The organism is Sphingobium jiangsuense (assembly GCF_014196495.1).
Taxonomy (GTDB): Bacteria; Pseudomonadota; Alphaproteobacteria; order Sphingomonadales; family Sphingomonadaceae; genus Sphingobium; species Sphingobium jiangsuense.
This window is the reverse complement of record NZ_JACIDT010000020.1, coordinates 41485-65247: the sequence shown is the minus strand read 5'-3', so window position 1 is coordinate 65247 and position 23763 is coordinate 41485. Positions and strand designations below refer to the sequence as shown.

The window sequence follows — 23763 nt, the reverse complement described above, 5'->3', positions numbered from 1 at the left end:
AGCGGCGCGCGCTGCTTGAGCAACGGATAATCGGTAATCATCCGATCGAACCGAGCGGCGTCCCGCTTATCAGCCGTGTACCCCCAAAAATGCGTATCGCTCGGCAGTTGGAAGTCCATGCGCGGCGCGAATTTCATCTCACTGGTGCAGGGCGCGCCATTCATCCCAGATAGATATTGGCGCGCCTCGAACACATCATCGATCGTCTCAAATTTCGCACTACGCAGACGGATGATTTCTTTTCCGTACCACTGCTCAAGATCATTGATGAAGCGATGACTGTCCTTATGGACGCTCTTTCCCATGTCACAATGCACTGGGATGGCTTCCGGGTTATCTCTCAGGACGAGTTCTGCCATCACCGCGCTATTGACGCCATCGACCCAAAGCAGATCGCGGCCCTTTCCCCAATCAAGATCAAGCGTCATTTGTGGTGAACCGCGCTTCATCTCACCCTCTCCCCGCGAACATATCCACCTGCACCTTCGCCTGCACGCATGCGGGATTGAGCCACATCACCTCGACGCGCTTCTTGGCGCCATCGGCCAGCGCCGATTTCGTGATCCGCGTCCAATGCGCAAGGCGACGATCATAAAGATCACAGGGATAGCCGGAGAGCATCACCATGCCTTCCAGCCCGTCGAGAAAATCGAGTAGATCGGCGTGATCTGCGTCGGTCATCTCGTGGGCGTAGTCCTGGCCCGCGTCGCGCGTGCAAGCGACATAAGGCGGATCGACATAATGGAGCGTGTCGGGTCCATCATGCGCGGCCATCACTTTCCTGGCATCACGATTAAGGATCACGACGCCGCGCAGGCGCTCTATCGTGAGCGCCAAGGCATCGGGATAGTTCATCCAATCGCGCGCTGGCGTCGTGCCTGATCGATTGCTGTTCGACCGGAAGCCGGTCGAGCGCTCATGACCGTTCGAACCGAAACCCATGAATGATCGAATCACCAAGCGACGGGCCTGCTCCACCGGGTCATCGCAAGTATGATAGGCTTGGAAAAATTCTTCGGACGCGAAGGGGGTCAGGCGCAGTTGCTCTATCAGTTCATCAGCGCACGGCCCACGCAGGACCCGGAACAGGTTGACCACGTTGTCGTCGAGGTCGTTCCAGACCTCGGCATATGAGCGGGGCTTTCTGATCAGCACGGATCCTGCGCCGCCGAATGGCTCGACATAGACGCGGTGGCGCGGCATCTCGGATATGATCCACGGCGCCAGCTTCCATTTTCCGCCGTGCCAGCGAAGTAGAGGGCGGGTCGGGGCGTTCATGCTTCCGCCCTCGCGAACAGGTCGGGCTGGGCGGGGCGCAAGCTGTCCAACCAAGCGACTATGCGGCGAGCGTCGATGCTTTCGTTAGCGCGCGTCTCTATCCGTCCGCGCAAATATTCTCCAGCAGCATCGATGGCTGCATCGCGTGTCGGCGCACGTCGTCCGTGCATATCACTGAGCGGCGAAGCGCTCCCGCAGCAATCGCCTTGCATCATCTGGAAACCAGTCGCCCATAACCAATAATCGCCGAGGTCGATCAATTTGATTTCGGCGGTCGGCAACCCGCACCAGCCTTTGGCGTCACGATGCAGGGTCAAGCATTCCTGCGGATCGTAAACACCATTCTCATTCGGGAGAGCGCGGGCGCTCATATCGCGGCCCTCGCTGGCATGATTCGCCAGAAAAGTTTACAGTAGTTTGTAAACCGCTTCTCTTGATCGATGCTAAGTTGTTGATTTTTGGTAGCGGAGGAGGGACTCGAACCCCCGACACGCGGATTATGATTCCGCTGCTCTAACCAGCTGAGCTACTCCGCCCCGTCTCTTCCAGCCGCCGGAACGGCCTGTAAAACAGAGAGCGCCGCAGGACTTCGCCCTGCGGTGGGCGCGCTATACGCAGGCTTTTCACCAGGGTCAACAGGGCAAATGCGGGTCGCGCGGATTTGTCGCTTGTGTCGCCCCAGAAAGCAGGTCAATCAACAGGGCTGCAAAAACCAACGGGGTGCCGACATGGCGAAGGCCTATGATATCCTGATCGTCGGAGCGGGGCACGGCGGCGCGCAGGCGGCGATGCAACTGCGCCAGACCGGTTTCGACGGCAGCATCGCCATCATCGGCGACGAAAAGGACCCGCCCTATGAGCGCCCTCCCCTGTCCAAGGAATATATGGCCGGGGAAAAGCCGTTCGACCGCATATTGATCCGCCCCCGTGCCTTCTGGGAGGAGCGCGACGTCGATCTGCTGCTCGGTCGCCGGGTGCGAAAGGTCGATCCCGTCGGCAAGATCGTCGGCATCGGGGAAGATGAGCTGATCGGCTACGGCAAGCTGATCTGGGCCGCCGGCGGCAGCCCGCGCCCGCTCACCTGCCCCGGCGGCACCGCGCGCGGCATCCATGCGATCCGGCGCCGGGCCGATGTCGACGCCATCAGGGAGAGCCTTGCCCCCGTCCGCCATGTCGTCGTGATCGGTGGTGGCTATATCGGGCTGGAAGCGGCTGCCGTGCTCACCAAGCTCGGCCGGAAGGTCACCCTGCTGGAGGCGCAGCCGCGCGTGCTCGCGCGCGTCGCGGGGGAAGAGCTGTCACGCTTCTACGAGGCCGAACATCGCGCGCACGGCGTGGACCTGCGCACCGATGCGACGGTCGAGAGCATAGAGGAGCAAGGCGGCGTCGCCAGGGCCGTGATCCTGACCGATGGGACGCGGATAGAAGCGGATCTCTTCATCGTCGGTATCGGCATCGTGCCGGAAACGGGGCCGTTGATCGCCGCCGGGGCCACGGGCGGCAACGGCGTCGACGTGGATGCCTATTGCCGCACCAGCCTGCCCGACATCTATGCGATCGGCGATTGCGCCTGCCACGCCAACCCCTTCGCGCGGGGGGAGACGATCCGGCTGGAATCCGTCCAGAACGCCAATGACCAGGCGCGGGTCGCGGTGCAGCACATCATCGGCCATCCGGTCGAATATGACGTGGTGCCGTGGTTCTGGTCCAACCAATATGATCTGAAGCTGCAAACCGTCGGCCTTTCCGCCGGGCACGACCGGACGATCGTGCGCGGTTCACCGGAGAGCCGCAGCTTCTCCATCCTCTATCTGCTCGGCGGCAAGGTGATCGCGCTCGACTGCGTCAATGCGGTGAAGGATTATGTGCAGGGCAAGGCCCATATCCTGTCCGGCGCGATCCTCGATCAGGAACAGCTCGCCGATCCGGCGCGGCCGTTGAAGGAAGTGGAACTGGGCTGACCCCCTGCCCGCCGCCGCCCTTACTGAAGCGCCAGATTGAGATCGGCGAGCCAGCCGGGGGCGGAAACCGAAAAGACGGCGGCGTCGGATGCGAGCGCGTGGTTCAGCACGGTCTGCGCCGTCCGGCAGAACAGCTGGGCCGAGCGCTGGTTGGCGAAATGATTGTAGATCTGCGTCAGATGCCGGTCCAGCTCGCTCTGGGACAGGCGCCCCTCCTCGAACCGATAGGCCTCCGCCAGCAGGGTCTCATGCTGTTCCAGCAGCCGGTTATAGGCATCGGCCAGCGCGTCATATTCGCCCCTGCAGGACAGCGCCCCGACATTCAGGCCGGAGCGTACATGCCACACCGCCTCCAGATCGGGCTGGGTCGGGCGGACGGGCGGCGGCTCCGCACTCACCGGCGGCGGCGGTTCGGGGGCGGCGACCTGCCGCGTACAGGAGGAGAGAAGCACTGCGCCGATCATCATCGCGGCGATGACAGCCGCCCTGCCCGATAGGAAACGCCCGACCATCGCGACCCCCTTTATTGCCGTTCCGTCCTAGACATTTCTTGTTTTTCCGCGTTTTCCGAGCGTCGATGTTCCATCTGACTTGAAACGCTCTACGCCTCATTCCGCCGGTGCGGGCAAGCGGAGAGAGTCGATCCGTGCCGGCCGCGCGGCGGATCGCGCCGAAGGCCCTAGAGTTCGCCCCGTTCGCGGCGGATTTCGAACCATTTGCGGACATTTTCGTTATGCTCTTCCAGCGTGTCCGCGAAGATGTGCCCGCCCTTGCCGTCCGCGACGAAATAGAGCGCCTTGGTATCCTTGGGATTGAGCGCCGCCTCGATAGATTCCTTGCTGGGGTTGGCGATCGGCCCCCTGGGCAGGCCGGTCATCGCATAGGTGTTGTAATCGTTCACCGCCGCGATTTCCGACTTGCGGATGCGACGGCCCAGCGGCTTGCCCTTGGTGATCGGGTAGATGATCGTCGGATCGGCCTGCAGCATCATGCCTTCGCGCAGGCGATTGGTGTAGACGCCCGCGACCGTCGTCCGCTCGGAAGGAATGGCGGTTTCCTTCTCGATGATGCTGGCGAGCGTGACCGCCTCTTCCCTGCTTTTCACGATCGTGCGGGGGGAGCGCTTTTCCCACGCTTCGTCCAGCGCCTTCTTCATCGCCGCCTGCATCCGCGCCAGCACCGCCGCGCGGGCCTCGCCCTTGTCATAGGCATAGGTATCGGGCAGCACGCTGCCTTCGGGCGGCACCGGTATCTCTCCGGTCAACTGATCGTTGGCCATCAGCCGCTCATAGACGAGGATCGACGGCATGCCTTCGGGCACGGTGACGAAGCGGTTGATGCCGACCCCTTCGGTCAGGATCTGCACGATTTCCCGATTGCTGGCGCCCTTGGAGATCATATATTCGCCCGCCTTCACCCCCGGCGATCCGGCGAACAGGCGCGCGCGGGCATAGAAGGCGTCGGCGGACCGGATGAGGCCCGCCTTCTTGAGGGCGACCGCCATGCTTTTCAGCGTCGCGCCTTCCGGCACGGTGATCGTCGCGTCCTCGGTCGCGGGCCCGGCGGCGGACCAGCCATGGACGAAATTGACCCCGGCCCCGATCAGCCCCAGCCCTACGATCGCCAGCAGGATGAGGAGCGCCCGGCGCATGGGAGGATCAGACCGCCTTCATCACCAGGCTGGCATTGGTGCCGCCGAAACCGAAGCTGTTGTTCAGCACCGCGCGCACCTTGCGCTGCTTGGCGACGTGCGGCACGAGGTCCACGCCCTTGCAGCTGTCGGACGGATTGTCGAGGTTGAGCGTCGGCGGCACGATCTGGTCGCGCAGCGCGAGGATGCAGAAGATGCTCTCCACCGCGCCCGCGCCGCCCAGCAGATGGCCGATGGCGGACTTGGTCGACGACATCGACATGGTATTGATCGCATCGCCGAACAGGCGGCGCACCGCGCCCAACTCCAGCTCGTCGCCCAGCGGGGTGGAGGTGCCGTGCGCATTCACATAATCGATGTCGGCCAGCGACAGGCCGGACTTTCGCAGCGCCATCTCCATCGAGCGATAGGCGCCCGATCCTTCCGGGTGCGGCGCCGTCACATGATAGGCGTCGCCCGACAGGCCGTAGCCGACGACCTCGGCATAGATTTTCGCGCCGCGCGCCTTGGCGTGCTCATATTCCTCCAGCACGACGACGCCCGCGCCCTCGCCCATCACGAAGCCGTCGCGGTCGATGTCATAGGGGCGGCTCGCCCGTTCCGGCGTGTCGTTGAAATTGGTGGACAGCGCCTTCGCCTGAGAGAAACCGGCGATGCCGATCGGGCAGATCGCGCCCTCCGCGCCGCCCGCCAGCATCACGTCGGCATCGTCCATCGCGATCATCCGCGCGGCGTCGCCGATCGAATGGGCGCCGGTCGAGCAGGCGGTGACGACCGCATGATTGGGGCCCATCAGGCCGTATTTGATCGAAACCTGTCCCGAAATCAGGTTGATGAGGCGGCCATGGACGAAGTGCGGGGAAACGCGGCGCGGCCCCTTATGCTCCAGCACCAGCGACTCGCTCTCTATGCCCGGCAGGCCGCCGATGCCCGACCCGATCGAGCAGCCCGCGCGCAGGCGCTCGGCCTCCGGCATGTCGGTCAGGCCCGCATCTTCCAGCGCCTGCCCGGCGGCGTCGATGCCGTAGACGATGAACGGATCGACCTGGCGCTGCACCTTGTGGTCGACTCGCCGGTTGGCGTCGAAGCCATATTCATGGTCGGCGGGCTTCACCTCGCAGGCGATGCGGCAGGCATAGTCGGTCGCGTCGAAGCGGGTGATCGTGCCCGCCCCGCTCTTCGACGCCAGAATGTTCTTCCAGGTGGTTTCGACATCGCCGCCCAGCGGCGACACCATGCCCAAGCCGGTTACGACCACACGACGCATATCCTCGCTCCCAAATATGCGGGGCATTGCCGCCCCGAAAGAACCTTCAATCAAATCGAAATGGCGGCTTCCATACACGGAAAATACCCGCGTGGGAAAGCCGCCATTTATCTCTTTATCGACTCAGGATATCCGCATCCGCGAAAGATGCCGCCATCCCGACCAGCCAGACTTACTGCTTGCTGTTGATATAGTCGATCGCATCCTTGACGGTGCCGATCTTTTCGGCCGCATCGTCCGGGATTTCGACGCCGAATTCTTCTTCGAACGCCATGACCAGCTCGACGATATCGAGGCTGTCGGCCCCCAGATCGTCAATGAAGCTCGCGTCCTCGGTCACCTTGTCGGCCTCGACGCCCAGATGCTCGATGACGATTTTCTTTACGCGATCCGCAGTCTCACTCATGAGTGGTCCTTCTTACTTGAAACCGATGCGAAGGGGTAATTTCCCGCCGCTGCGTCCTTGCCCTAGTGCGATGAACCCCAAGAGGCAAGAGGCAAAGCGGATGCGCGGGCAGCTCCCCGCGCTCTGGCCCGCGCTCCGCCCCCCGCTCCCGCCGCCGCACCGAAGGGCGGGATCGCGGCGCATCAGATCATCGCCATGCCGCCGTTCACATGCAGGGTCTGGCCGGTGACGTAGCCCGCTTCCTTCGACGCCAGATAAGCGACCGCCGCCGCGATATCCGCGCCCTCGCCCATCGTGCCCGCCGGGATCTTGGCGTTGATCGCGTCCTTCTGCGCGTCGGTGAGCGCCTCGGTCATCGCGGAGCGGATGAAGCCCGGCGCGACGCAGTTCACCGTCACGCCCCGGCTCGCCAGTTCCTGCGCGAGGCTCTTCGACATGCCGATGATGCCCGCCTTGGACGCGCAATAATTGGCCTGCCCCGGATTGCCGGTGACGCCGACCACCGAGGTGATCGACACGATGCGGCCGAAGCGCGCCTTCATCATCACCTTGGCGGCGGAGCGGCAGAGGCGGAAGGCGGCTTCCAGATTGACGCGGATCACCTGATCCCATTCCTCGTCCTTCATGCGCAGGATGAGATTGTCGCGGGTGACACCGGCATTGTTGACGAGGATATCCAGCTTGCCCCCCAGCGCCTCGACCGCCTGCGGCACCAGCGCATCGACGGCGGCGGCGTCGGAAAGGTCGCACGGCACGATCGCATGATCGCCGCCCAGCGTCGCGGCGAAGGCTTCCAGCTTGCCGACATTGCTGCCCGACAGCGCGAGGCGCGCGCCCTGCGCGGCGAGGCCCTGCGCGATGGCGGACCCGATGCCGCCGCTCGCGCCCGTCACCAGCGCGGTCATTCCCGTAAGATCGAACATTGTCAGTCTCCTTGTTGGTTCGCGCGGAGGCGCCCTCCGCCGGAACCGGGATCAGAAAGCGGCCAGCGCGGCCTCGATATCGTCCATCGTCACGATGCTGCGCACGGTCGCGTCGGGCGCGATGCGCTTGACCATCGGGCCGAGCACCTTGCCGCCCAGCTCGACGAATTCGGTGACGCCCGCGTCCCACATCGCCGCCACGCTCTCGCGCCAGCGGACGCGGCCCGTCACCTGCTCGACGAGGCGCTGGCGGATATCGTCCGGCGCGGCGATCGGCGCGGCCAGCACATTGGCGTAGACGGGGAGCAGCGGCGCGCCGATCGCCGCCTTGCCCAGCGCCTCTTCCATCGCGTCGGCGGCGGGCTGCATCAACGGGCAATGGAACGGCGCCGACACCGGCAGCAGCACCCCACGCTTGATGCCATGATCCTTGACCAGCGCGACCGCCCGCTCGACCGCGCCGCGATGGCCGGAAATCACCACCTGCGTCGGGTCATTGTCGTTGGCGACGGTGCAGACCTCGCCTTCCGCCGCCGCATCCGCGAGGGCCTGCGCCTTTTCGATATCCGCGCCGAGCAGCGCGGCCATCGCGCCATCGCCCACGGGCACCGCCGCCTGCATCGCCTGCCCGCGCAGCTTCAAAAGGCGCGCGGTCGTCGCGACGTCGAACGCCTCGGCCGCGCACAGCGCGGTATATTCGCCCAGGCTGTGGCCCGCGACATAATCGCCCTTGTCGGCGAGGCGCAGGCCGCCTTCCTTCTCCAGCACCCGCAGCGTCGCGATGGCATTGGCCATGATCGCGGGCTGGGCATTCTCGGTCAGGGTGAGGTCGCTTTCCGGTCCTTCGACCATGATGCGGAACAGATGCTGCGACAGCGCGTCGTCGACTTCCTGAAACAATTGCTTCGCATGCGGGCTGGCGTCGGCCAGCGCCTTGCCCATGCCGACCGACTGGCTGCCTTGCCCCGGAAAGATGAATGCGCGCATCGATTGCCCCTGACTGCGTTGTGGATATGGTTATCGCTGCTCCATAGCGATGCAGGCCTGAGAAGCAACATGCACTTGCCTTCCGCCGCGATTTCGGCCATAGGCCCGCCTTCGCCGGGCGCATCGCCGCCGGGCGGGAATGACTTGGACGACAGCCGGAGGGGCGTTTCGCATGGGGCGGGCGTCAGCAATCGGCCAACACAGAAAGCAAGCAACCATGCCGCTTTACGAGCATGTTTTCCTTGCGCGTCAGGACCTGGCCCAGGCCCAGGTCGATGCGCTCGCCGAAAACGCCACCGCCATTGTAGAGGCGAATCAGGGCAAGGTCACGAAGGTCGAGAATTGGGGCCTGCGCTCCCTCGCCTACAAGATCGCCAAAAACCGCAAGGCTCACTATGTGATGCTGAACATCGACGCCCCCGCCGGCGTCGTCGCGGAACTGGAACGCCAGACCCAGATCAACGAAGACGTGATCCGCTACATGACCGTCAAGGTCGAGGAGCTGGAATCCGGCCCGTCGGTGATGATGCGCAAGAACGAACGCGACCGCCGTGGCGGTGGCTCGCGCCGCGACCGCGACAACGACTGAGGAGGAGCACAATCATGGCACGTCCGTTTTTCCGCCGCCGCAAGAGCTGCCCCTTCTCCGCGAAGGACGCTCCGCGCATCGATTACAAGGATGTTCGTCTGCTTCAGGGCTTCGTCTCTGAACGCGGCAAGATCGTCCCCAGCCGCATCACCGCGGTTTCCGCCAAGAAGCAGCGCGAGCTGGCCCAGGCCATCAAGCGCGCCCGTCATCTGGGCCTGCTGCCCTACATCGTGAAGTGAGGAGCTGAACAATGGAAATCATTCTGCTCGAACGGATCGAGAAGCTCGGCGCCATCGGCGACATCGTCACCGTGAAGGATGGTTACGCGCGTAACTATCTGCTGCCGAACAAGAAGGCGCTGCGCTCCAACAACGCGAACAAGGCCATTTTCGAAGCCAACCGCGCGAAGATCGAGGCGGACAACGCCGCTCGCCGCGCCGACGCCGAGAAGGAAGCCGAAGGCGTCAACGGCCATCAGATCGTCCTCATCCGCCAGTCGTCCAACGCCGGCCATCTCTATGGCTCGGTCGCGGTGCGCGACATCGTCGAGGCGCTGCATGCCGATGGCCACAGCATCGTTTCGAAGGCGATGGTCGTCCTCGAACGCCCGATCAAGACGCTCGGCGTGTTCGACGTGAAGGTCGCGCTGCACCCGGAAGTCGCCGTCACCATCCAGGTGAACGTCGCTCGCTCGCCGGAAGAAGCCGACCTCCAGAAGGAAGGCGTGGACGTGATGGCGCAGATGTTCGAAAAGGACGAGGCCGGCTTCACCGAGGATTATGATCCCAACGCCGAACCGGGCGAAATCGCCGTCGAGGAAAGCGTCGAAGAGGAAGCGGGCGAACAGGCCTGATCCTTCCCTTCCGGGTTCCCGGAATAGCGAAAGGCCGCGCGGAGCGATCCGGGCGGCCTTTTCCTTTTGGGGTGGTTGGGCGACATAACCCCGATCGTCATGCTGAACTTGGTTAGCTGCGCCGGCCTTCGGCTCAGCATCCATCAAGCCCCACGCTTCTCCGCTCAATCCGGCGAAATGGACCCTGAACCAAGTTCAGGGTGACGATAGAGGCAAGGTCCGCCATCGAACTACAACCCGCCATCTCCTCCAACGCAAGCTGGTCCCTCCACTCCTCCCCGGCTATGCTCCAACCGCCAGAAACAATCCGGAAGCGATCATGTCATTCGAAGGCAGCTGTCATTGCGGGGCCGTCCGATTCACGGTCGACGCCCCTGTTCCGCAAAGCGCGATCAGTTGCAATTGCTCGCATTGCCGCAGGAAAGGCTTCCTCCTGACGTTCGTGCCCGCCAATCTGTTCCGGCTGGTGACGGGAGAGGACGATCTGCGCTCCTACCGCTTCAACACCCATCGCATCGAACATCGCTTCTGCACGACCTGCGGCACCCAGGCCTTTGCCTGCGGCACCGGGCCGGATGGGAGCGAAACGCGGGCGATCAACCTGCGCTGCGTGCCGGAGGTCGATCTGGACAGCCTGCACCTCCAGCCTTTCGACGGCGCCAGCGCGTAAGCCGTCCCTCGCTACCTCTCAAAGAAACATGAAATCGCGGGCGTAGCTTTCCATATGCGCGCCGCCGTCCACGGCGATGACCTGCCCCGTCACCGCCCGCGCCCGCGCCAGATAGAGCACCGCCTCGGCGATCTGCGACGGATCGGGCAGGCGCCGCAGCGGCATCATGCCGGAAAGGCGCTCCATCTGCGCGTCGTCATAATGCTCCGTCGCGATGGTGAGGCCCGGCGCGACCGCGTTGACACGTATCCCCTTGCCCGCCAGTTCCCGCGCGGCGATGTGGGTGAAGCCGGCCAGCGCCTGCTTGGACAGCGTATAGGCCAGCTGGTCGCCATGGGGATTGGCCAGCCGCTGGTCGAGCATGTTGACGATCGCCCGATCCCGTCCCGGCGCCCGGTCGCCCCGCGCACCCGTCTGCGCCGCCATCGCCCGCGTCAGCAACACCGGCGCGGCGCAATTGATCGCATGATGGCGCATCATGTCGACGCCGGTCACGCTCTCCAGCCGGTCCTGCCCGAAGATCGCCGCGCTGTTCACCAGCAGATCGGGGCCCTGCCCGAAATGGGCGGCCACCGCATCCATCAGCGCGGTGGCGGCTTCCGGCTGCTCGAAATCGGCAACGAAGCCCCGCCATTCCACGCCCGTTTCGGCAAGCGTGCGCGCCAGTTCCGTATCGGGCGCGGCGTCATGGCTGCCGTGCAGCGCGAGGCGATATCCGGCGCGGGCCAGCGCCCCGGCGATGCGCGCGCCCAGCCGCCTGTGCCCGCCGGTCACCAGCGCCAGCGCGGGCGCGCCGTCCGCCGCCGTCCCCGACCCCGCCGTCACCTCAGGCAAGGCCCATCAGGCGCAGCACTTCCTTGCGGCTCTTCTCATCGTCGCGGAACACGCCCATCATGCGGCTGGTCTTCATCGCCACATCGGGCGTGCGCACGCCGCGACCCGTCATGCAGCCATGCGTCGCCTCGATCACCACCGCGACGCCGCGCGGGCGCAGATTGTCCCAGATGCAGTCGGCGACCTCGGCCGTCAGCCGCTCCTGCACCTGAAGGCGGCGTGCGAAGCCGTGCAGCACCCGCGCCAGCTTGGAAATGCCGACAACATAGTCGCCGGGCAGATAGGCGATATGGGCAACGCCGATGATCGGCGCCATATGATGTTCGCAATGGGAATGGAAGGGAATGCCCTTCAGCAGGACGATCTCGTCATAGCCGCCGACCTCGTGGAAGATGCGCGACAGATGATAGGCGGGATCTTCCTTATAGCCTTCGCAATATTCCAGCCAGGCGCGCGCGACCCGCTGCGGCGTGTCGAGCAGCCCTTCGCGCGCCGGGTCGTCCCCCGCCCAGCGGATCAACGTGCGGACCGCTTCCTGAACTTCCTCGGGCACCTCCGGCTTGCCGGGAACCGGCTGCATCCCTTCCTCCCAGGCCTTCACATCGTGCATCTTTTTTTCCACTGATCTGGTGTCGACTGGTTCCATATGGCCCCGGCCCGGCAAAATGCCAGACTTTTCTGCCAAAAGCCGGGCCGTCCCGCCTCTGCTATCAAGGATGCGTTTCTTGCCCCGGTCCTTCCCGCTCGCTCCGCCGAGAGGATGCTGCGCCGCAACAAAATTCGTGTCGCGATGGGAAAATATTTATTGGGCATAGTGGGCAGACGCCAGAGCGGTCCATCTTTTCAGCACCGGCGTAGAGAGAAAATAGGCCATTATCCGTCCTTTTTCCGGCCGCGCGCAAGATCTGCCCAAAAAACAGGCAGGCATGGACGAAAATGCCTGAAACTGAGGCATTGTAGACTTTTCATCCGGCTTGTCCGAAGGTCCCTTGCCGAGTCGTATTGCGGCGATTGCGGAGCCTTGTCTTCGCAAACCGGCAGCGGCGGCGGTTGGGGAACGGGTCGGCCCTATGGCGCACTGCGGCAGGCTTGTTTGAGCGGCGGGGCGACCGGCTGGAAGATTGGGGTAGGAATGAAATGAAGAAGATCGAGGCGATCATCAAGCCATTCAAGCTGGACGAAGTGAAGGAAGCCCTGCATGAGGTCGGCGTTTCGGGCATCACCGTCACGGAAGCGAAGGGCTTTGGCCGCCAGAAGGGGCATACCGAGCTGTATCGCGGCGCAGAATATGTGGTCGACTTCCTGCCCAAGGTGAAGCTGGAAGTGGTGGTCGAGGCGTCGATGGCGGAACGCGTGGTGGAAGCCATCGCCAACGCCGCGCAGACCGGCCGCATCGGCGACGGCAAGATCTTCGTCTCGCCGATCGAATCGGCCATGCGCATCCGCACGGGCGAGCGCGACAGCGACGCGATCTGACGCTCTTCCGGGGCGGCGGCGGGCGCGGCCCGCGATCAGGACATTATGGATAAACGGCCGGACAGACGAATTCCGGCGGCAATGAAGAAAGGTAATCGGAAATGGCGAATACGCCTCAAGACATTCTGAAGATGGTCGAGGAAAAGGAGATCGAATGGGTCGATCTGCGCTTCACCGATCCCAAGGGCAAGTGGCAGCACCTCACCATGTGCGCGGGCGTCGTTGGCGAGGATGAACTGGCCGATGGCTTCATGTTCGACGGCTCCTCGATCGAAGGCTGGAAGGCGATCAACGAATCCGACATGATCCTGAAGCCGGATCTGGACGCCGTCTATGTTGATCCGTTCAGCGCCACCCCGATGCTGATCCTGTTCTGCGACATCGTCGAGCCGTCGAGCGGCGAGCTTTATGCCCGCGATCCGCGCTCCTGCGCGAAGCGCGCGGAAGCCTATGTGAAGTCCACGGGCGTGGGCGACACCATCTATGTCGGCCCGGAAGCCGAATTCTTCATGTTCGACGATGTCCGCTTCGGCACCGGCTATGACGGCAGCTTCTTCAAGATAGACGATATCGAACTGCCGACCAACACCGGCCGCGAATATGAAGGCGGCAACCTCGCCCATCGTCCGCGCGCCAAGGGCGGCTATTTCCCGGTCGCGCCGGTCGACAGCTGCACCGACATCCGCGCCGAGATGGTGTCGACCATGCTCGAAATGGGCCTGCCCTGCGACAAGCATCACCACGAAGTCGCCGCCGCGCAGCACGAGCTGGGCCTGACCTTCGGCACGCTGGTCGAAACCGCCGACCGCATGCAGATCTACAAATATGTCGTGCACCAGGTCGCGCAGGCCTATGGCAAGACCGCGACCTTCATGCCCAAGCCGATCAAGGAAGACAACGGATCGGGCATGCACACCCACATGTCGATCTGGGACAACGGCAAGCCGCTGTTCGCCGGTGACGGCTATGCGGGCCTTTCCGACATGTGCCTCTATTTCATCGGCGGCGTGATCAAGCACGCCAAGGCGCTCAACGCCTTCACCAACCCGACGACCAACAGCTACAAGCGTCTGGTGCCGGGCTATGAAGCTCCGGTGCTGCTCGCCTATTCGAGCCGGAACCGCTCGGCCTCCTGCCGCATTCCCTACGGCACCGGCTCGAAGGCGAAGCGCGTGGAATTCCGCTTCCCCGACGCGCTCGCCAACCCCTATCTCTGCTATGCGGCGCTACTGATGGCGGGTCTGGACGGCATCCAGAACAAGATCCATCCGGGCGACCCGATGGACAAGAACCTGTACGACCTGCCGCCGGAGGAACTGAGCCAGGTTCCGACCGTCTGCGGCTCGCTGCGCGAAGCGCTGGATTCGCTGGAAGCCGACATGGACTTCCTGCTGAAGGGCGACGTGTTCACGAAGGACCAGATCGAAGCCTATATCGAAATCAAGCGCGCCGATGTGGCCCGCTGGGAAATGACCCCCAGCCCGGTCGAATTCGACATGTACTACAGCGGCTAACCCCTAGCAGGGACTGCGAGAAAGCCCGGACGAGCAATCGTCCGGGCTTTTTTTGTGTGTGGGCGGTTTTTTGTCTCGCGAGTGGATTGAGGCAGGCGAGTCCGGAACTGGAGGCCTTTCAAAATGGAACGTCAACTTGCCGACAATAGCTGACCTAAGAAAACCGTTCGGACTGATGAGCGAGTCACTCGCCTCGCTTCAATGTCGAAGCCCTGTCCTTTCTTCTTGTCCCAAGAAAAGCAGCCGTTGGCTTTGCCCGCCCTGCGGCGGGTCGACAAGCCTCTGAGCGCGTCGAAGGGCTCAGGGCGAACGAAGGCAGGGCCACCCAGTAACCAACTAAATTCAAACGCTATTTCTCCGTCATGCCAACGCAGGCCGGCATCTCGGAAGACGCGCAACATCGCTTACGACCCCCAGCCTGCGCCGGGGTGACGGTAAAGGCTGGTTTCCACTGACCACCCAGGCCCGTCATTCCACTCCCGCCAGCCTCGCCTCAATAATCCTTCGACGCGCGGGCGGTGATGCTCTGGCGGCCCAGCGTGGAGACGGAGGACAGCAGCGAGAGCCAGCGGGTGATCTGATATTCGAGCTGCGTCGCCGAATAGCCCTGACCGTCGGTGATCAGTTCGACATAGATCTTGCGCGTCAGATATTTGCCTACGCCGATCGACGTGCCCTGTCCCGTCGTCTCGTCGGCGGGCAGGATACGCAGGCGGTCCAGCCCGGCCGCCTTGCGCACCGCGTTGATCGGGTCCAGCCCGCCGCCGCCGCCCTGCAACGATGCGACCGCCGAGGCCAGTTGCAGCGCTTCGGGCGCGGACAGGCTGGTGATCGAGGAGCCGAACAGGATGCGCGAGAGGATTTCGTCCTCCGGCAGGCTCGGCGTGCTGGTGAAGGAGATTTCCGGCGCCATGCTGGTGCCCTTGATCTCGATCGTCGCGTCCAGATCGCTGAGCGACGCCTCCGCGCGGATATCCAGCGTCGGATTGGCGGGCACGCTGCCGTCGAAGCGCAGCGATCCTTCCTTCAGGTCGAAGCGGCGGCCGCCGAAATCATAGGTGCCGCGCACCAGATCGGCGCGGCCGACGATCTTCGGCGAGGACACCGCCCCGCCCACGGTCAGGTCCATGCTCCATTCGCTCGACAGGCCCATGCCGCTCACCATCAGGCGGTTGCGCGCATTGGCCTTGATGTCGAGCAGCCAGCCCGCGCCCTTGGGCGCCTGTTCGAACACGTCGCCGCGCCGGTTCTTCTCTATCACGCGCAGTTCGGGGATTTCGGCGACCGCCGCCGCGCGGCCCATGGTGAAGCGGCTGCTCACCACGTCGAACTCCCCGGCGATGACCCCGTTCACGCCGTCGCGGGAGCGGATGGAGACCGGGCCGGTGACGGTCGCGCCGATATCGTCGCGGTCGAGCAGCACCGCCCGGTTGGCCTGCAACGCGACGTTGAGGCCGACGCCCTGCCCGATCGACAGGTCGAACACGCCCTTGCCGCTGACGGTGCCGCCGCCCCTGGTGGTGCCGCTGATCTGCGAAAGCACCAGCCGCGAGCCGTCGAACCGGCCGGAGGTCTGGAACTGGGTCATCCGCATGCCGGTGATCGGGCTTTCCAGCACGGCGTCGCGCGTCATCAGCGCGCCCTCTATCACCGGATTGGCGCCGGTGCCGCTGATATTGGCGGTGAGCGCGAGCTGGCCGTTCAGGTCGATGATCTCGATCGTGCTGAGCCGCCAGAGCGAACTGGCCGGGCCGACATAGCGCAACTGCGCCCGCACCGGTGCCGCGCTCAGCCTTTCCATCAGGCTGCCCCGGCCCAGCGGCGCCATCAGCGCCTGCGCCTTGCCGATGACCTTGCCCTCCTGACTGATGAGCGCGCGCATCGCGAGGCGGCTGTCGGTCAGCTCCGCGTTCATCCCGATATCGACCGGGGTCGAGGTGCGCGTCACGCCGGACCGGCTCAGCCCCTTGATCTTGACCGAGGCGGAACCGCGCGTGCCCGCGCCGGACGTCCAGCTGTAAACTATGCGCCCGTTCGCCGTGCCGCTGAGGCCGAGGTCGATATTGGTGAGGTCGAGCAGCGAGAGCGACAGGTTCTGGACGCCCACGTCCAGCGCCGTTTCATCGCCGAACAGCGCACGGTTGATGACGGCCCGGCCGCCGCGATAGCGGATCGTCACCGGATCGAGCGCCCAGCCGCCGTCCACCCGGCGCAGCCGCGCCCGGCGATCGAGCGCGATCGCCTGCCGGTCGAGCGTGCCCGACAGGCCGAAGCCGATCTCGTCCGCCGCTATATCCGCATCGATCTTCAGGTTGAACAGGCGCCCACGCTGCCCGGTGACGGTCGCGTTGAGCTTGCCCTCGCCATTGACCAGATGGGTGTCGGCGACGATCCGGTTGATCCGCATGCCGCCGACCTGAATGCCGTTGCCGGTCAGCCTCGCGTCGATCGTCGTGCCGCCCGGATCGAGCGACAGGTCGGCATCGAGGCGGCCGCGGGCGATATCGATGGGCGTGGCCCCGGCGAAATGGGCCTGTTCGATCCGCAGCGCCGCCTTTGCCTTCTGCACGCCGCCGACCACCGACAGGTCGATGGGGCCGCGCACCGCGCCCTCGAAATCGAGCCTGCCCGCAAGGCCGCCATCGACGACGCCCAGCCGCCCCTGCCCCTGCGATCCGTTGACGGCCAGCCGCTCGACGGCGAGCACGGTCTGCCCGCCCGGCGGCATCTCGATCGCGCCCGTCGCGGTGAACGGGCCGAGATAGGACTGGCCGTCCGCGTCGAAGCGGTAATCGCGCCCTTCCGGTTCCAGCACCACATGCACATTCGCCAGCCCGGCTGCATCGAGCGGGCGGGCCAGCACCAGATCGACGCGGGGCAGGCTCAGGTCTCCGTCCAGCACCAGCTTGAGCGGCCCATATTGGCGATGTGTACCGCTGCCGGTCAGGTGCACGGTGCCGTCGCGATTGCGCACCCCTTCGCCCCGCAGCGTCATATCCGGGGCGGTCAGCAGCAGGTTGCGCAGCATCAGGCGCCCGTCCGCGCCGAGCGCGATATCGGCGCGCGCTCTCGGCAGGCCACCCGCTATGGTCCGCAGGAAAGCGATATCCAGGCGGCGCACCGACGCATCGACGCGGCCGGTCAGGCTGAAGGCGCCCTTGCTGTCCGGCACCGCCTGCACCCGCGAATGCAGGTCGACAATGCCGAAGCCGGGGATCAGCAGCCCGCGCAGGTCGCCGCCCAGCGCGATATCGTAGCGGCCGGAGGAAAGATCGAATATCGCGACCACCCGCCCGTCCAGCTTGTCGGAGCGCAGGCGCATGGGCGAACTGGTGATGACCGCGCCCTTTTTCTGCAAGGTGCCGGTGATGCTGACATTGCGCAGGATCGAGGCGACCAGATCGCCCTGCCCCTCGACGCTCTTCGCCGACAGGCTGACCGGGATCAGCGTCACGCCGCTGGCGCCGCCGCCGCGCCCGTCGCCCGCCGCATGAACGCCGCGCAGCAGGGTGGAGCCGAAGCGCAACTGATCGGCGCGCAGCAGATATTCGAACCGCGCGGTGGCGAACGGCCCGTTGAGCCGCGCGCGGGCGACCAGCCCCTTCGCGTCGAAATTGTCGAGCAGCGCGCCGGGCCTGGTCAACCCGACATCGACCAGCAGATTGTCGTACCCCCGGCCGCCCAGATGAAGGCCGCCCTTCATATCGACGGAGATCGCCTCCGACCGGGCCTGGAAGGTGCCGGACAGCAGCTTGTTCTCGAACCGCCCCTGCGCCTTCACCGCCAGTTGCGGGGAGGTCAGCCGCGCCAGCAGCCCGTCATTGGCGATGGCCGACCCGGCGATCGTGCCTTCGATCTTCCAGTCGCCCTTGCGCAGGCCGATATCGAAACCGGCGGCCGACCGGCGGTCCAGAGTGGCGATCAGCCTGCCGTCCCAGCGCGTCCAGTCCCCCTTGCCTTCCAGCCGCACATTGGCGTCCTGCGTCAGGCCCGCCAGCGTGGCGATGAGACCGCCCGCCCTCGCATTGACGGTCAGGTCGATGTTGAACCGGTTGTCGTCCGGGCGGCTGTCCAGCGCGAGGAGCAGGCGATCGTCGCCCTTCAGCGAGCGCAGTGACAGGTCGACCACCGCCTGCCCGCTCCGCACATCGGCATCGCCTTCCAGCATGAAGGAATCGGCGCGGCCCGTCACCGGCTCGTCCACGTCCAGACGCCCCAGCCGCAGCCGCATGATGCGGATGTCGAAATCGGGCAGTATCTTGCCGGTGCCCTCGGTCCTGTTGAACTGCGGCAGCTTGTGCAGGCGCGCGCGCGGCACGATCAGTTCGTCGATATCGAGCCGGTTCGACAGCCAGCCCAGCGGCGACCAGTCCAGCCGCACCTCCGGCGAGGAGAAGAATATGCCCTTGGGATCGTAGAGGCGCAGGTCATGCAGCACCGCCTTGCGGAACAGGCTGCCGTCGATGCGGCCGATCACGATCCTCATGCCCGATTGCGGGCGCAGCTCGCCTATCTTCTGCACGACGAAGCGATGGCCGGCCGGGCTGTCTATCCACATGACGGCGCCCGCGAGCGCCAGCAGCAGCGCCACCACCATGCCCGCGATCCAGCGCTTCCACGCCCGGCCGCGCCGTCCGGGCGTCTCCGGCCTGTCCGGCGGCGGCGGGTCCATCGCGGGGGGATCGGTGCGGCCGTCGGTCATCAGAAAGCCTGCCCCAGGGATACGTAGACGGCAATGCGGCTGTCGCCCGGCTGCCGGTTGAGCGGCGTGCCCACATCGATGCGGATCGGGCCGAAGGTCGAATAATAGCGCAGGCCGATGCCCGCGCCGTAGCGCACGTCGCCCAGCCTGGGCAGGAAGCCGGACGAGATGTTGCCCGCGTCGATGAACGGCACCACGCCGAAGGTGCCGAACTTGATCCGCGCCTCCAGCGAGAATTCGGCGAGGCTCTTGCCGCCATAGGGGTTGTTTTCCGGGTCGCGCGGGCCGATGGCCTGATAGGCATAGCCGCGCACCGACGCGCCGCCGCCCGCGTAGAAGCGGCGCGACGGCGCGATCTGGTCGACATCGACACCGCCCAGTATCGACCCCAGCCGCACGCGCGAGGCGATGACGATGCTGTCCGACATCGGCACATAGGCGCTGCCGTCCACCTGCGTGGTGAAATAGGTGAAGGCCTTGCCGTGCCAGGACGCCTCCGGGCTGACCCGCGCGCCGATGCGGAAGCCGCTGGTCGGATCGAGCAGGTCGTCGCTGCTGTCATAGGTCAGGGAAACGGGCAGCGCGCCGATCAGGAAATCGCGGTCGGTCTTGAACAGATTGCCGCCATAATAATTGCGCTCCCGCGTGCCCAGCAGCTGCATGCCGACGCTCCACGCCCATTTCTTCTGGAACAGCAGGTTGCTCTGCCGCTCCAGCCCGGCGCTCAACGACAAGGTCTTGGCCTTATAGGCGTCATAGTCGCGATGGTAGAAGCTGAAGCCCGCGGACAGGATGTTGTCGCGCCTGCGGAAATTGTTGCGGCGATAGGACAGGCCGGCCGCCTGCTCCTTCGTGCCGAGCAGCCCGCGCGCGGTCACCGCGCCTTCGGGCGGGAAGAAGTTGCGATGCTGCCAGCTGCCCTCGATCCGGTATCCCTCGCCCGTGCCATAGCCGATCTCGCCCGCGATGGTGCGCATCGGCGCGGGCGAGGCGGCGACCGCGATGTTCGCATGCTGGCCGTCGCCCGCATCCTTCGGCGTGACGGTGACCGACGACACCAGCCCGGTGGCGACGATCGCGCGGCGCAGGTCCTCGACCTCCGACACCTTGTAGATGTCGTCGCGGTCGAACCGGGCGATGCGCTCCAGATGCCGGGCGGAGAAGATCTCCCCCGTCCGGTCGTCCAGCACGATGCCGCCGAAGCGGCGATGGCCGCCCGCGCGCACCACCATCTCCAGATCGCCCTTCTGCGTGTCATGATCGATGGTGACCTGCGGATCGTCCACCCGCGCGAAGGGAAAGCCGTTTTCGCCCAGCGCCTTGGCCAGATCCGCCTGACCCGCGGTGATGGCGTCGGCGTCGACCGGATCACCGACCTTGACCGGAAACACCGTGCGCAGTTCGGGCGCGCGGCTCACGGCATAGGCAAGGCCGGGCAGGCTGACCGAGGACAGTGTGTAGCGCGGGCCGGGGCGCACCGAGAACACCGCGCGCAGCCTGCTGCCGCCTTCCTCCGGCGGCTGCACCCGGCGGCCGATGAAGGCGCCGTAATAGCCCTTGGCGCGCAGGATGCGGTCGAGCACTTCCTCGTCCAGCTCCATCCGGCGATTGATCTGCGCGATATTGGCCGCCTTGCCGCTTTCCGCCTTCAGCGTGGAGAGGGAATTGAAGCGGTCGCGGAACTGGTTGTCGGCGATCTCGTCAATGCCATTGAGCACCACTTCATAGCGCCGTTCCGCCCCGTCGTCGGCCAGCACCGGGGTTTCCTCCGTGCCGGGTGCGCCCCCGCCCTCGGCAAGCTGCCCGTCCTCCGCCGTCTCGGCGCCATCCCGCGCCCTTTCGGCCTCTTGCGCACCCGCCTCCAGCGCATCGCCGATATCGGCATCGGGGGCGGCGTTCCCGGCCACGGCATTCTCGTCGGGCGCGGTGCTGCCGTCGACCGGCCCGGTCAGCCGCACGTCCGGCGCGTCGGTGGACATGTCGGGCCAGGCGACGCCTACGTCCATCTGCTCGTCCAGATCGAGGCTGAATTCGCTCTCGCTGACGGGCGGCACATCCGGCAGCGTGGCGGGATCGGGCGGCAGCGGCGGCGGCGGAGCAGCGCCCGGCAGCGGCGGCGCGCCTTCCTGCGGCACGGCGGGCGGCACAGGCTCCCCTTCCGGGGCAAGCGGCGCGGGATCACCGGCGTCCGGCGCCTGCTCCGATGCCGGCGCGCTCTCCTGCTCCTGCGCGAGCAGGGGCGCTGCGGGCAGCAGCAGCAGGCCAACGCCGATCGCCCGGCCCGCGCACAGGGCGACGGAGCTGGAAAAGAGGGGGCCGGAAAACATGGTGAGGGAACAGGCCCGCGCAATGCGGAGCTTGGGAAAAGCGCGCCCGGCCAATGCCGTCATCTGTTCGATTCTGCGCTTTTCATGCCGGTCATCGGCGGGCCGGATATCAAACATGGCCGCCATGCTTATCCGGGCAAGGCGCGGCGCGCAATCTCGGCCTGTAGAAAAACGCCGGGTTTCCGTCAGAACGAGCGTTCCAGACGGGCAAGCAATTCCCGCGCCGGACCGGGGGCCACACCATCGCCCGCTTTTTCCGGCGCGGACGCCGTCCGGCGGTTCCGCTCCTGCAAGCGCCGGACGCGATCGTAGAGGGACTGGCTGTCCTGGACCAGCGCACGCGCGCGGGCCGGCATGGCATCGACCGCCGCCGCCTCGCTCGGGGCGGCCTCGCCCAGCCGATATTGCTCGCTTTCCAGCACATCCCGGCCGACTTCTCCCCGCCGCCACGCTTTCTGGGTCAGCAACCAGGCGATGACGTGCATGAGGCGGGTCGTCACCTTGAGCGATTCGCAGGCGAAGGAAAGACGCACGATCGCGCCAAGCCGTTCCCGATCCTCCATTCCCGGCCCGTCAAAATAGGCGCGGGCCTCGTCGGCCAGCACCATCGCCTCGACGTACAGATTGTCGACGAGGCGGGAATAGAGTTCAGGATCAAGGGATTCGACCGTGGACATAAGGAAAAGTCGCACATCGCCCGGCATTTGTCAGCAGGGCTTCATGGTTAACGCCCGGTTGCCGCACCCCGGCGCCATGCAATGTCCCGATACGATACGTCCTGCCCCCCGATCCGCCCGGCGTCAGGCAATGATGTCGGGGATCAGCGTATCCTCCAGCAGGGCGATCTCGTCGCGCAGCATCAGCTTGCGCTTCTTCAGCCGGGCAAGCTGCAACTGATCGGCCAGGCTGCTGTGCGCCAGCGCGGTGATGGCGGTGTCGAGGTCACGATGCTCCTGCTTCAGCAGTTCGATCCGGCGCATGGTTTCTTCGGGGTTCATGGCACCGGGATAACCGATATGCGCGGCGCGGGTCCAGTGCCGAAAACAGCAGCCGCAGCGCGAGGGAAAAAGCGGATGGCGCTCGACATACCGCAGCAAAAACGCGCCCCATCTCCCCCTCCCCAAATGAGAGGGAGACATTCCCCGCGAATCATGTTCTACTGAAATTTCCCGACGCCCATTTCATGGAGAAAGTCATGGAAAACAGCCACATTTCTGCCCTTCGTGCCAAGCATGACGCGCTCAAGGCGACGATCCGCCACGAGCTGAGTCGGCCGATGCCGGACGCGTTCCGGCTGACCGAACTGAAAAAGCAGAAACTGCGGCTGAAAGAGTCGCTCGGCAACAGCTGACGCCTTCCCGCATCTGCGGGAAAGCCACCCTGCCGAGAGCGGAAAAGACCGCAAGCATCTGTCCCCGTGTTGCAGGGACATGCCCGTCATCGGGTGCGCCTTTGCGACCTTTGGACAGCGCCAATGCGAGAGCGTTGCGGTTCATGATCTGCCGCCATATCGGCAGGGTGGTCAAGGGTTCCGACTCGATGCCGGGGAGTGATCGGCCGCTTGACGACCCGTTCCCCGGCATCGAGGAGGCAATGAACGTCCGGGTAACGCTTCGGTTCGAGGCGGGTTCCCGCCTATCCGCTCCGGCGGGCCGCTTTCCGCGGACGGCGCGGACCATATCGGAGCGGCGGCCGGAATATCCAATCTGTAAGAGGCCGATCAGGTAGCGCCGCAAAACTGCGGCGTCGCGGGCGCTGCGTTAATGCCCGCCTCCGCGCGGGCTCGCGAGAATGCCCTTTTCCCGCGTGGGTCAATCGTCGCGGGAGATTTTCTCCTGCCGCTCATGACGCTCCTGCGCCTCCAGCGTCATCGTTGCGATCGGGCGGGCTTCCAGACGACCGAGCGAGATCGGCTCGCCGGTCACCTCGCAATAGCCATATTCGCCATCGTCGATCCGGCGCAGCGCCGCGTCGATCTTGGAGATGAGCTTGCGCTGCCGGTCGCGCGTGCGCAATTCGATGGACCAGTCGGTTTCGCTGGACGCGCGGTCGTTCATGTCGGGTTCGCGCAACGGTTCATTCTGCAACACCGCCAGCGTGTTTTCCGCCTCCGACAAAATCTCCTTCTTCCAGTCCAGCAACCGCCGCCGGAAATATTCCAGTTGAAGGGGGTTCATGAACTCTTCGTCAGGAGAGGGACGGTAGCCTTCGGGCAGATTGGTCATGACTTCTCCGCGATCACCAAGATATCGATACCGTGCCGCAAGCCAAGGCACTCTTCCCGCGAATCCCCGCGATGACCTGCCACACATGGGTGGAGGCGCC

The 23763-nt window shown here is 65.2% G+C and carries 24 protein-coding genes and 1 tRNA gene; 8 read left to right on the top strand and 17 right to left on the bottom strand.

Annotation, left to right across the window (positions count from 1 at the left end; all coding sequences use genetic code 11):
• From GGR43_RS19640 to GGR43_RS19625, 4 genes are all read right to left on the bottom strand, one after another.
• On the bottom strand, positions 1-449 hold a 449-nt coding region (locus GGR43_RS19640), incomplete at its 3' end, for a hypothetical protein (RefSeq protein ID WP_223177529.1).
• Position 450: 1 nt separating this feature from the next.
• On the bottom strand, positions 451-1278 hold the full coding sequence (locus tag GGR43_RS19635; protein WP_188073504.1) for a DNA adenine methylase: 828 nt from the start codon (positions 1276-1278) through the stop codon (positions 451-453).
• Positions 1275-1649, bottom strand: a complete 375-nt coding sequence (locus tag GGR43_RS19630) for a hypothetical protein (protein ID WP_188073503.1) — start codon at positions 1647-1649, stop codon at positions 1275-1277. Before GGR43_RS19630 ends, GGR43_RS19635 begins: the two co-directional genes overlap by 4 nt.
• A gap of 88 nt (positions 1650-1737) precedes the next feature.
• Positions 1738-1814, bottom strand: a tRNA-Met gene (locus tag GGR43_RS19625).
• Positions 1815-2006: 192 nt separating this feature from the next.
• Here GGR43_RS19625 and GGR43_RS19620 point away from each other — a divergent pair.
• Positions 2007-3239, top strand: a complete 1233-nt coding sequence (locus tag GGR43_RS19620) for an NAD(P)/FAD-dependent oxidoreductase (RefSeq protein WP_188073502.1) — start codon at positions 2007-2009, stop codon at positions 3237-3239.
• A 20-nt stretch (positions 3240-3259) separates the two neighbouring features.
• Here the strand turns inward: GGR43_RS19620 and GGR43_RS19615 are convergent, their stop codons facing one another.
• The 6 genes from GGR43_RS19615 to fabD all read right to left on the bottom strand — a co-directional run bounded on the left by GGR43_RS19615 (position 3260) and on the right by fabD (position 8473).
• Positions 3260-3751: a hypothetical protein gene (locus GGR43_RS19615; RefSeq protein ID WP_188073501.1), complete on the bottom strand. Its 492-nt coding sequence runs from the start codon at positions 3749-3751 to the stop codon at positions 3260-3262.
• Between the two features lie 167 nt (positions 3752-3918).
• Entirely contained in the window at positions 3919-4890 is a 972-nt protein-coding gene (mltG, locus tag GGR43_RS19610; protein WP_188073500.1) for an endolytic transglycosylase MltG, read from the bottom strand.
• Positions 4891-4897: 7 nt separating this feature from the next.
• Positions 4898-6157 (bottom strand): beta-ketoacyl-ACP synthase II, encoded by a 1260-nt coding sequence (gene fabF / locus GGR43_RS19605; protein ID WP_188073499.1) that lies wholly within the window; start codon positions 6155-6157, stop codon positions 4898-4900.
• Between the two features lie 172 nt (positions 6158-6329).
• The gene (locus GGR43_RS19600) at positions 6330-6563 is read right to left on the bottom strand and encodes an acyl carrier protein (RefSeq protein ID WP_188073498.1); all 234 of its coding nucleotides are present in this window, start codon (positions 6561-6563) and stop codon (positions 6330-6332) included.
• Between the two features lie 182 nt (positions 6564-6745).
• Positions 6746-7486 carry a 3-oxoacyl-[acyl-carrier-protein] reductase gene (gene fabG, locus GGR43_RS19595; protein WP_188073497.1) on the bottom strand — a complete coding sequence of 247 codons (741 nt, stop codon included), beginning with the start codon at positions 7484-7486 and terminating at the stop codon, positions 6746-6748.
• A 51-nt stretch (positions 7487-7537) separates the two neighbouring features.
• Complete coding sequence (fabD, locus tag GGR43_RS19590) at positions 7538-8473, bottom strand: ACP S-malonyltransferase (protein ID WP_188073496.1); 936 nt, start codon at positions 8471-8473, stop codon at positions 7538-7540.
• Positions 8474-8690: 217 nt separating this feature from the next.
• Here fabD and rpsF point away from each other — a divergent pair, with 217 nt between their 5' ends.
• The 4 genes from rpsF to GGR43_RS19570 all read left to right on the top strand — a co-directional run bounded on the left by rpsF (position 8691) and on the right by GGR43_RS19570 (position 10585).
• Positions 8691-9062, top strand: coding sequence for a 30S ribosomal protein S6 (gene rpsF / locus GGR43_RS19585; RefSeq protein ID WP_188073495.1), 372 nt, complete (start codon positions 8691-8693; stop codon positions 9060-9062).
• 14 nt (positions 9063-9076) lie between these two features.
• A complete protein-coding gene (gene rpsR, locus GGR43_RS19580) occupies positions 9077-9301 on the top strand; it encodes a 30S ribosomal protein S18 (RefSeq protein WP_046347832.1) in 225 nt (74 codons plus the stop codon).
• Between the two features lie 11 nt (positions 9302-9312).
• Entirely contained in the window at positions 9313-9915 is a 603-nt protein-coding gene (rplI, locus tag GGR43_RS19575) for a 50S ribosomal protein L9 (RefSeq protein ID WP_188073494.1), read from the top strand.
• A 319-nt stretch (positions 9916-10234) separates the two neighbouring features.
• The gene (locus GGR43_RS19570) at positions 10235-10585 is read left to right on the top strand and encodes a GFA family protein (protein ID WP_188073493.1); all 351 of its coding nucleotides are present in this window, start codon (positions 10235-10237) and stop codon (positions 10583-10585) included.
• Between the two features lie 18 nt (positions 10586-10603).
• Here the strand turns inward: GGR43_RS19570 and GGR43_RS19565 are convergent, their stop codons facing one another.
• Positions 10604-11419, bottom strand: a complete 816-nt coding sequence (locus tag GGR43_RS19565; protein ID WP_188073492.1) for an SDR family oxidoreductase — start codon at positions 11417-11419, stop codon at positions 10604-10606.
• Complete coding sequence (gene folE / locus GGR43_RS19560; RefSeq protein WP_188073511.1) at positions 11412-11999, bottom strand: GTP cyclohydrolase I FolE; 588 nt, start codon at positions 11997-11999, stop codon at positions 11412-11414. Before folE ends, GGR43_RS19565 begins: the two co-directional genes overlap by 8 nt.
• A gap of 557 nt (positions 12000-12556) precedes the next feature.
• Between folE and GGR43_RS19555 the strand changes: the two genes are divergently transcribed.
• The gene (locus GGR43_RS19555) at positions 12557-12895 is read left to right on the top strand and encodes a P-II family nitrogen regulator (RefSeq protein ID WP_188073491.1); all 339 of its coding nucleotides are present in this window, start codon (positions 12557-12559) and stop codon (positions 12893-12895) included.
• A 101-nt stretch (positions 12896-12996) separates the two neighbouring features.
• Positions 12997-14409, top strand: coding sequence for a type I glutamate--ammonia ligase (glnA, locus tag GGR43_RS19550; protein ID WP_188073490.1), 1413 nt, complete (start codon positions 12997-12999; stop codon positions 14407-14409).
• 493 nt (positions 14410-14902) lie between these two features.
• Here glnA and GGR43_RS19545 read toward each other — a convergent pair whose 3' ends face one another.
• The 4 genes from GGR43_RS19545 to GGR43_RS19530 form a co-directional block, all read right to left on the bottom strand.
• The gene (locus GGR43_RS19545; RefSeq protein WP_246343935.1) at positions 14903-19111 is read right to left on the bottom strand and encodes a translocation/assembly module TamB domain-containing protein; all 4209 of its coding nucleotides are present in this window, start codon (positions 19109-19111) and stop codon (positions 14903-14905) included.
• Positions 19111-21555 carry a BamA/TamA family outer membrane protein gene (locus GGR43_RS19540; RefSeq protein ID WP_246343934.1) on the bottom strand — a complete coding sequence of 815 codons (2445 nt, stop codon included), beginning with the start codon at positions 21553-21555 and terminating at the stop codon, positions 19111-19113. The genes GGR43_RS19545 and GGR43_RS19540 overlap by 1 nt, the downstream gene beginning before the upstream one ends.
• Before the next feature lie 68 nt (positions 21556-21623).
• Positions 21624-22115 carry a DUF1465 family protein gene (locus GGR43_RS19535; protein WP_188073489.1) on the bottom strand — a complete coding sequence of 164 codons (492 nt, stop codon included), beginning with the start codon at positions 22113-22115 and terminating at the stop codon, positions 21624-21626.
• Positions 22116-22238: 123 nt separating this feature from the next.
• Complete coding sequence (locus GGR43_RS19530) at positions 22239-22418, bottom strand: YdcH family protein (RefSeq protein WP_425502250.1); 180 nt, start codon at positions 22416-22418, stop codon at positions 22239-22241.
• 215 nt (positions 22419-22633) lie between these two features.
• On the opposite strand from GGR43_RS19530, the gene GGR43_RS19525 reads away from it, so the two are divergent.
• Complete coding sequence (locus GGR43_RS19525) at positions 22634-22789, top strand: YdcH family protein (protein WP_188073508.1); 156 nt, start codon at positions 22634-22636, stop codon at positions 22787-22789.
• Between the two features lie 460 nt (positions 22790-23249).
• Here GGR43_RS19525 and dksA read toward each other — a convergent pair whose 3' ends face one another.
• A complete protein-coding gene (gene dksA, locus GGR43_RS19520) occupies positions 23250-23663 on the bottom strand; it encodes an RNA polymerase-binding protein DksA (protein ID WP_188073487.1) in 414 nt (137 codons plus the stop codon).
• Between the last annotated feature and the right edge of the window lie 100 nt (positions 23664-23763).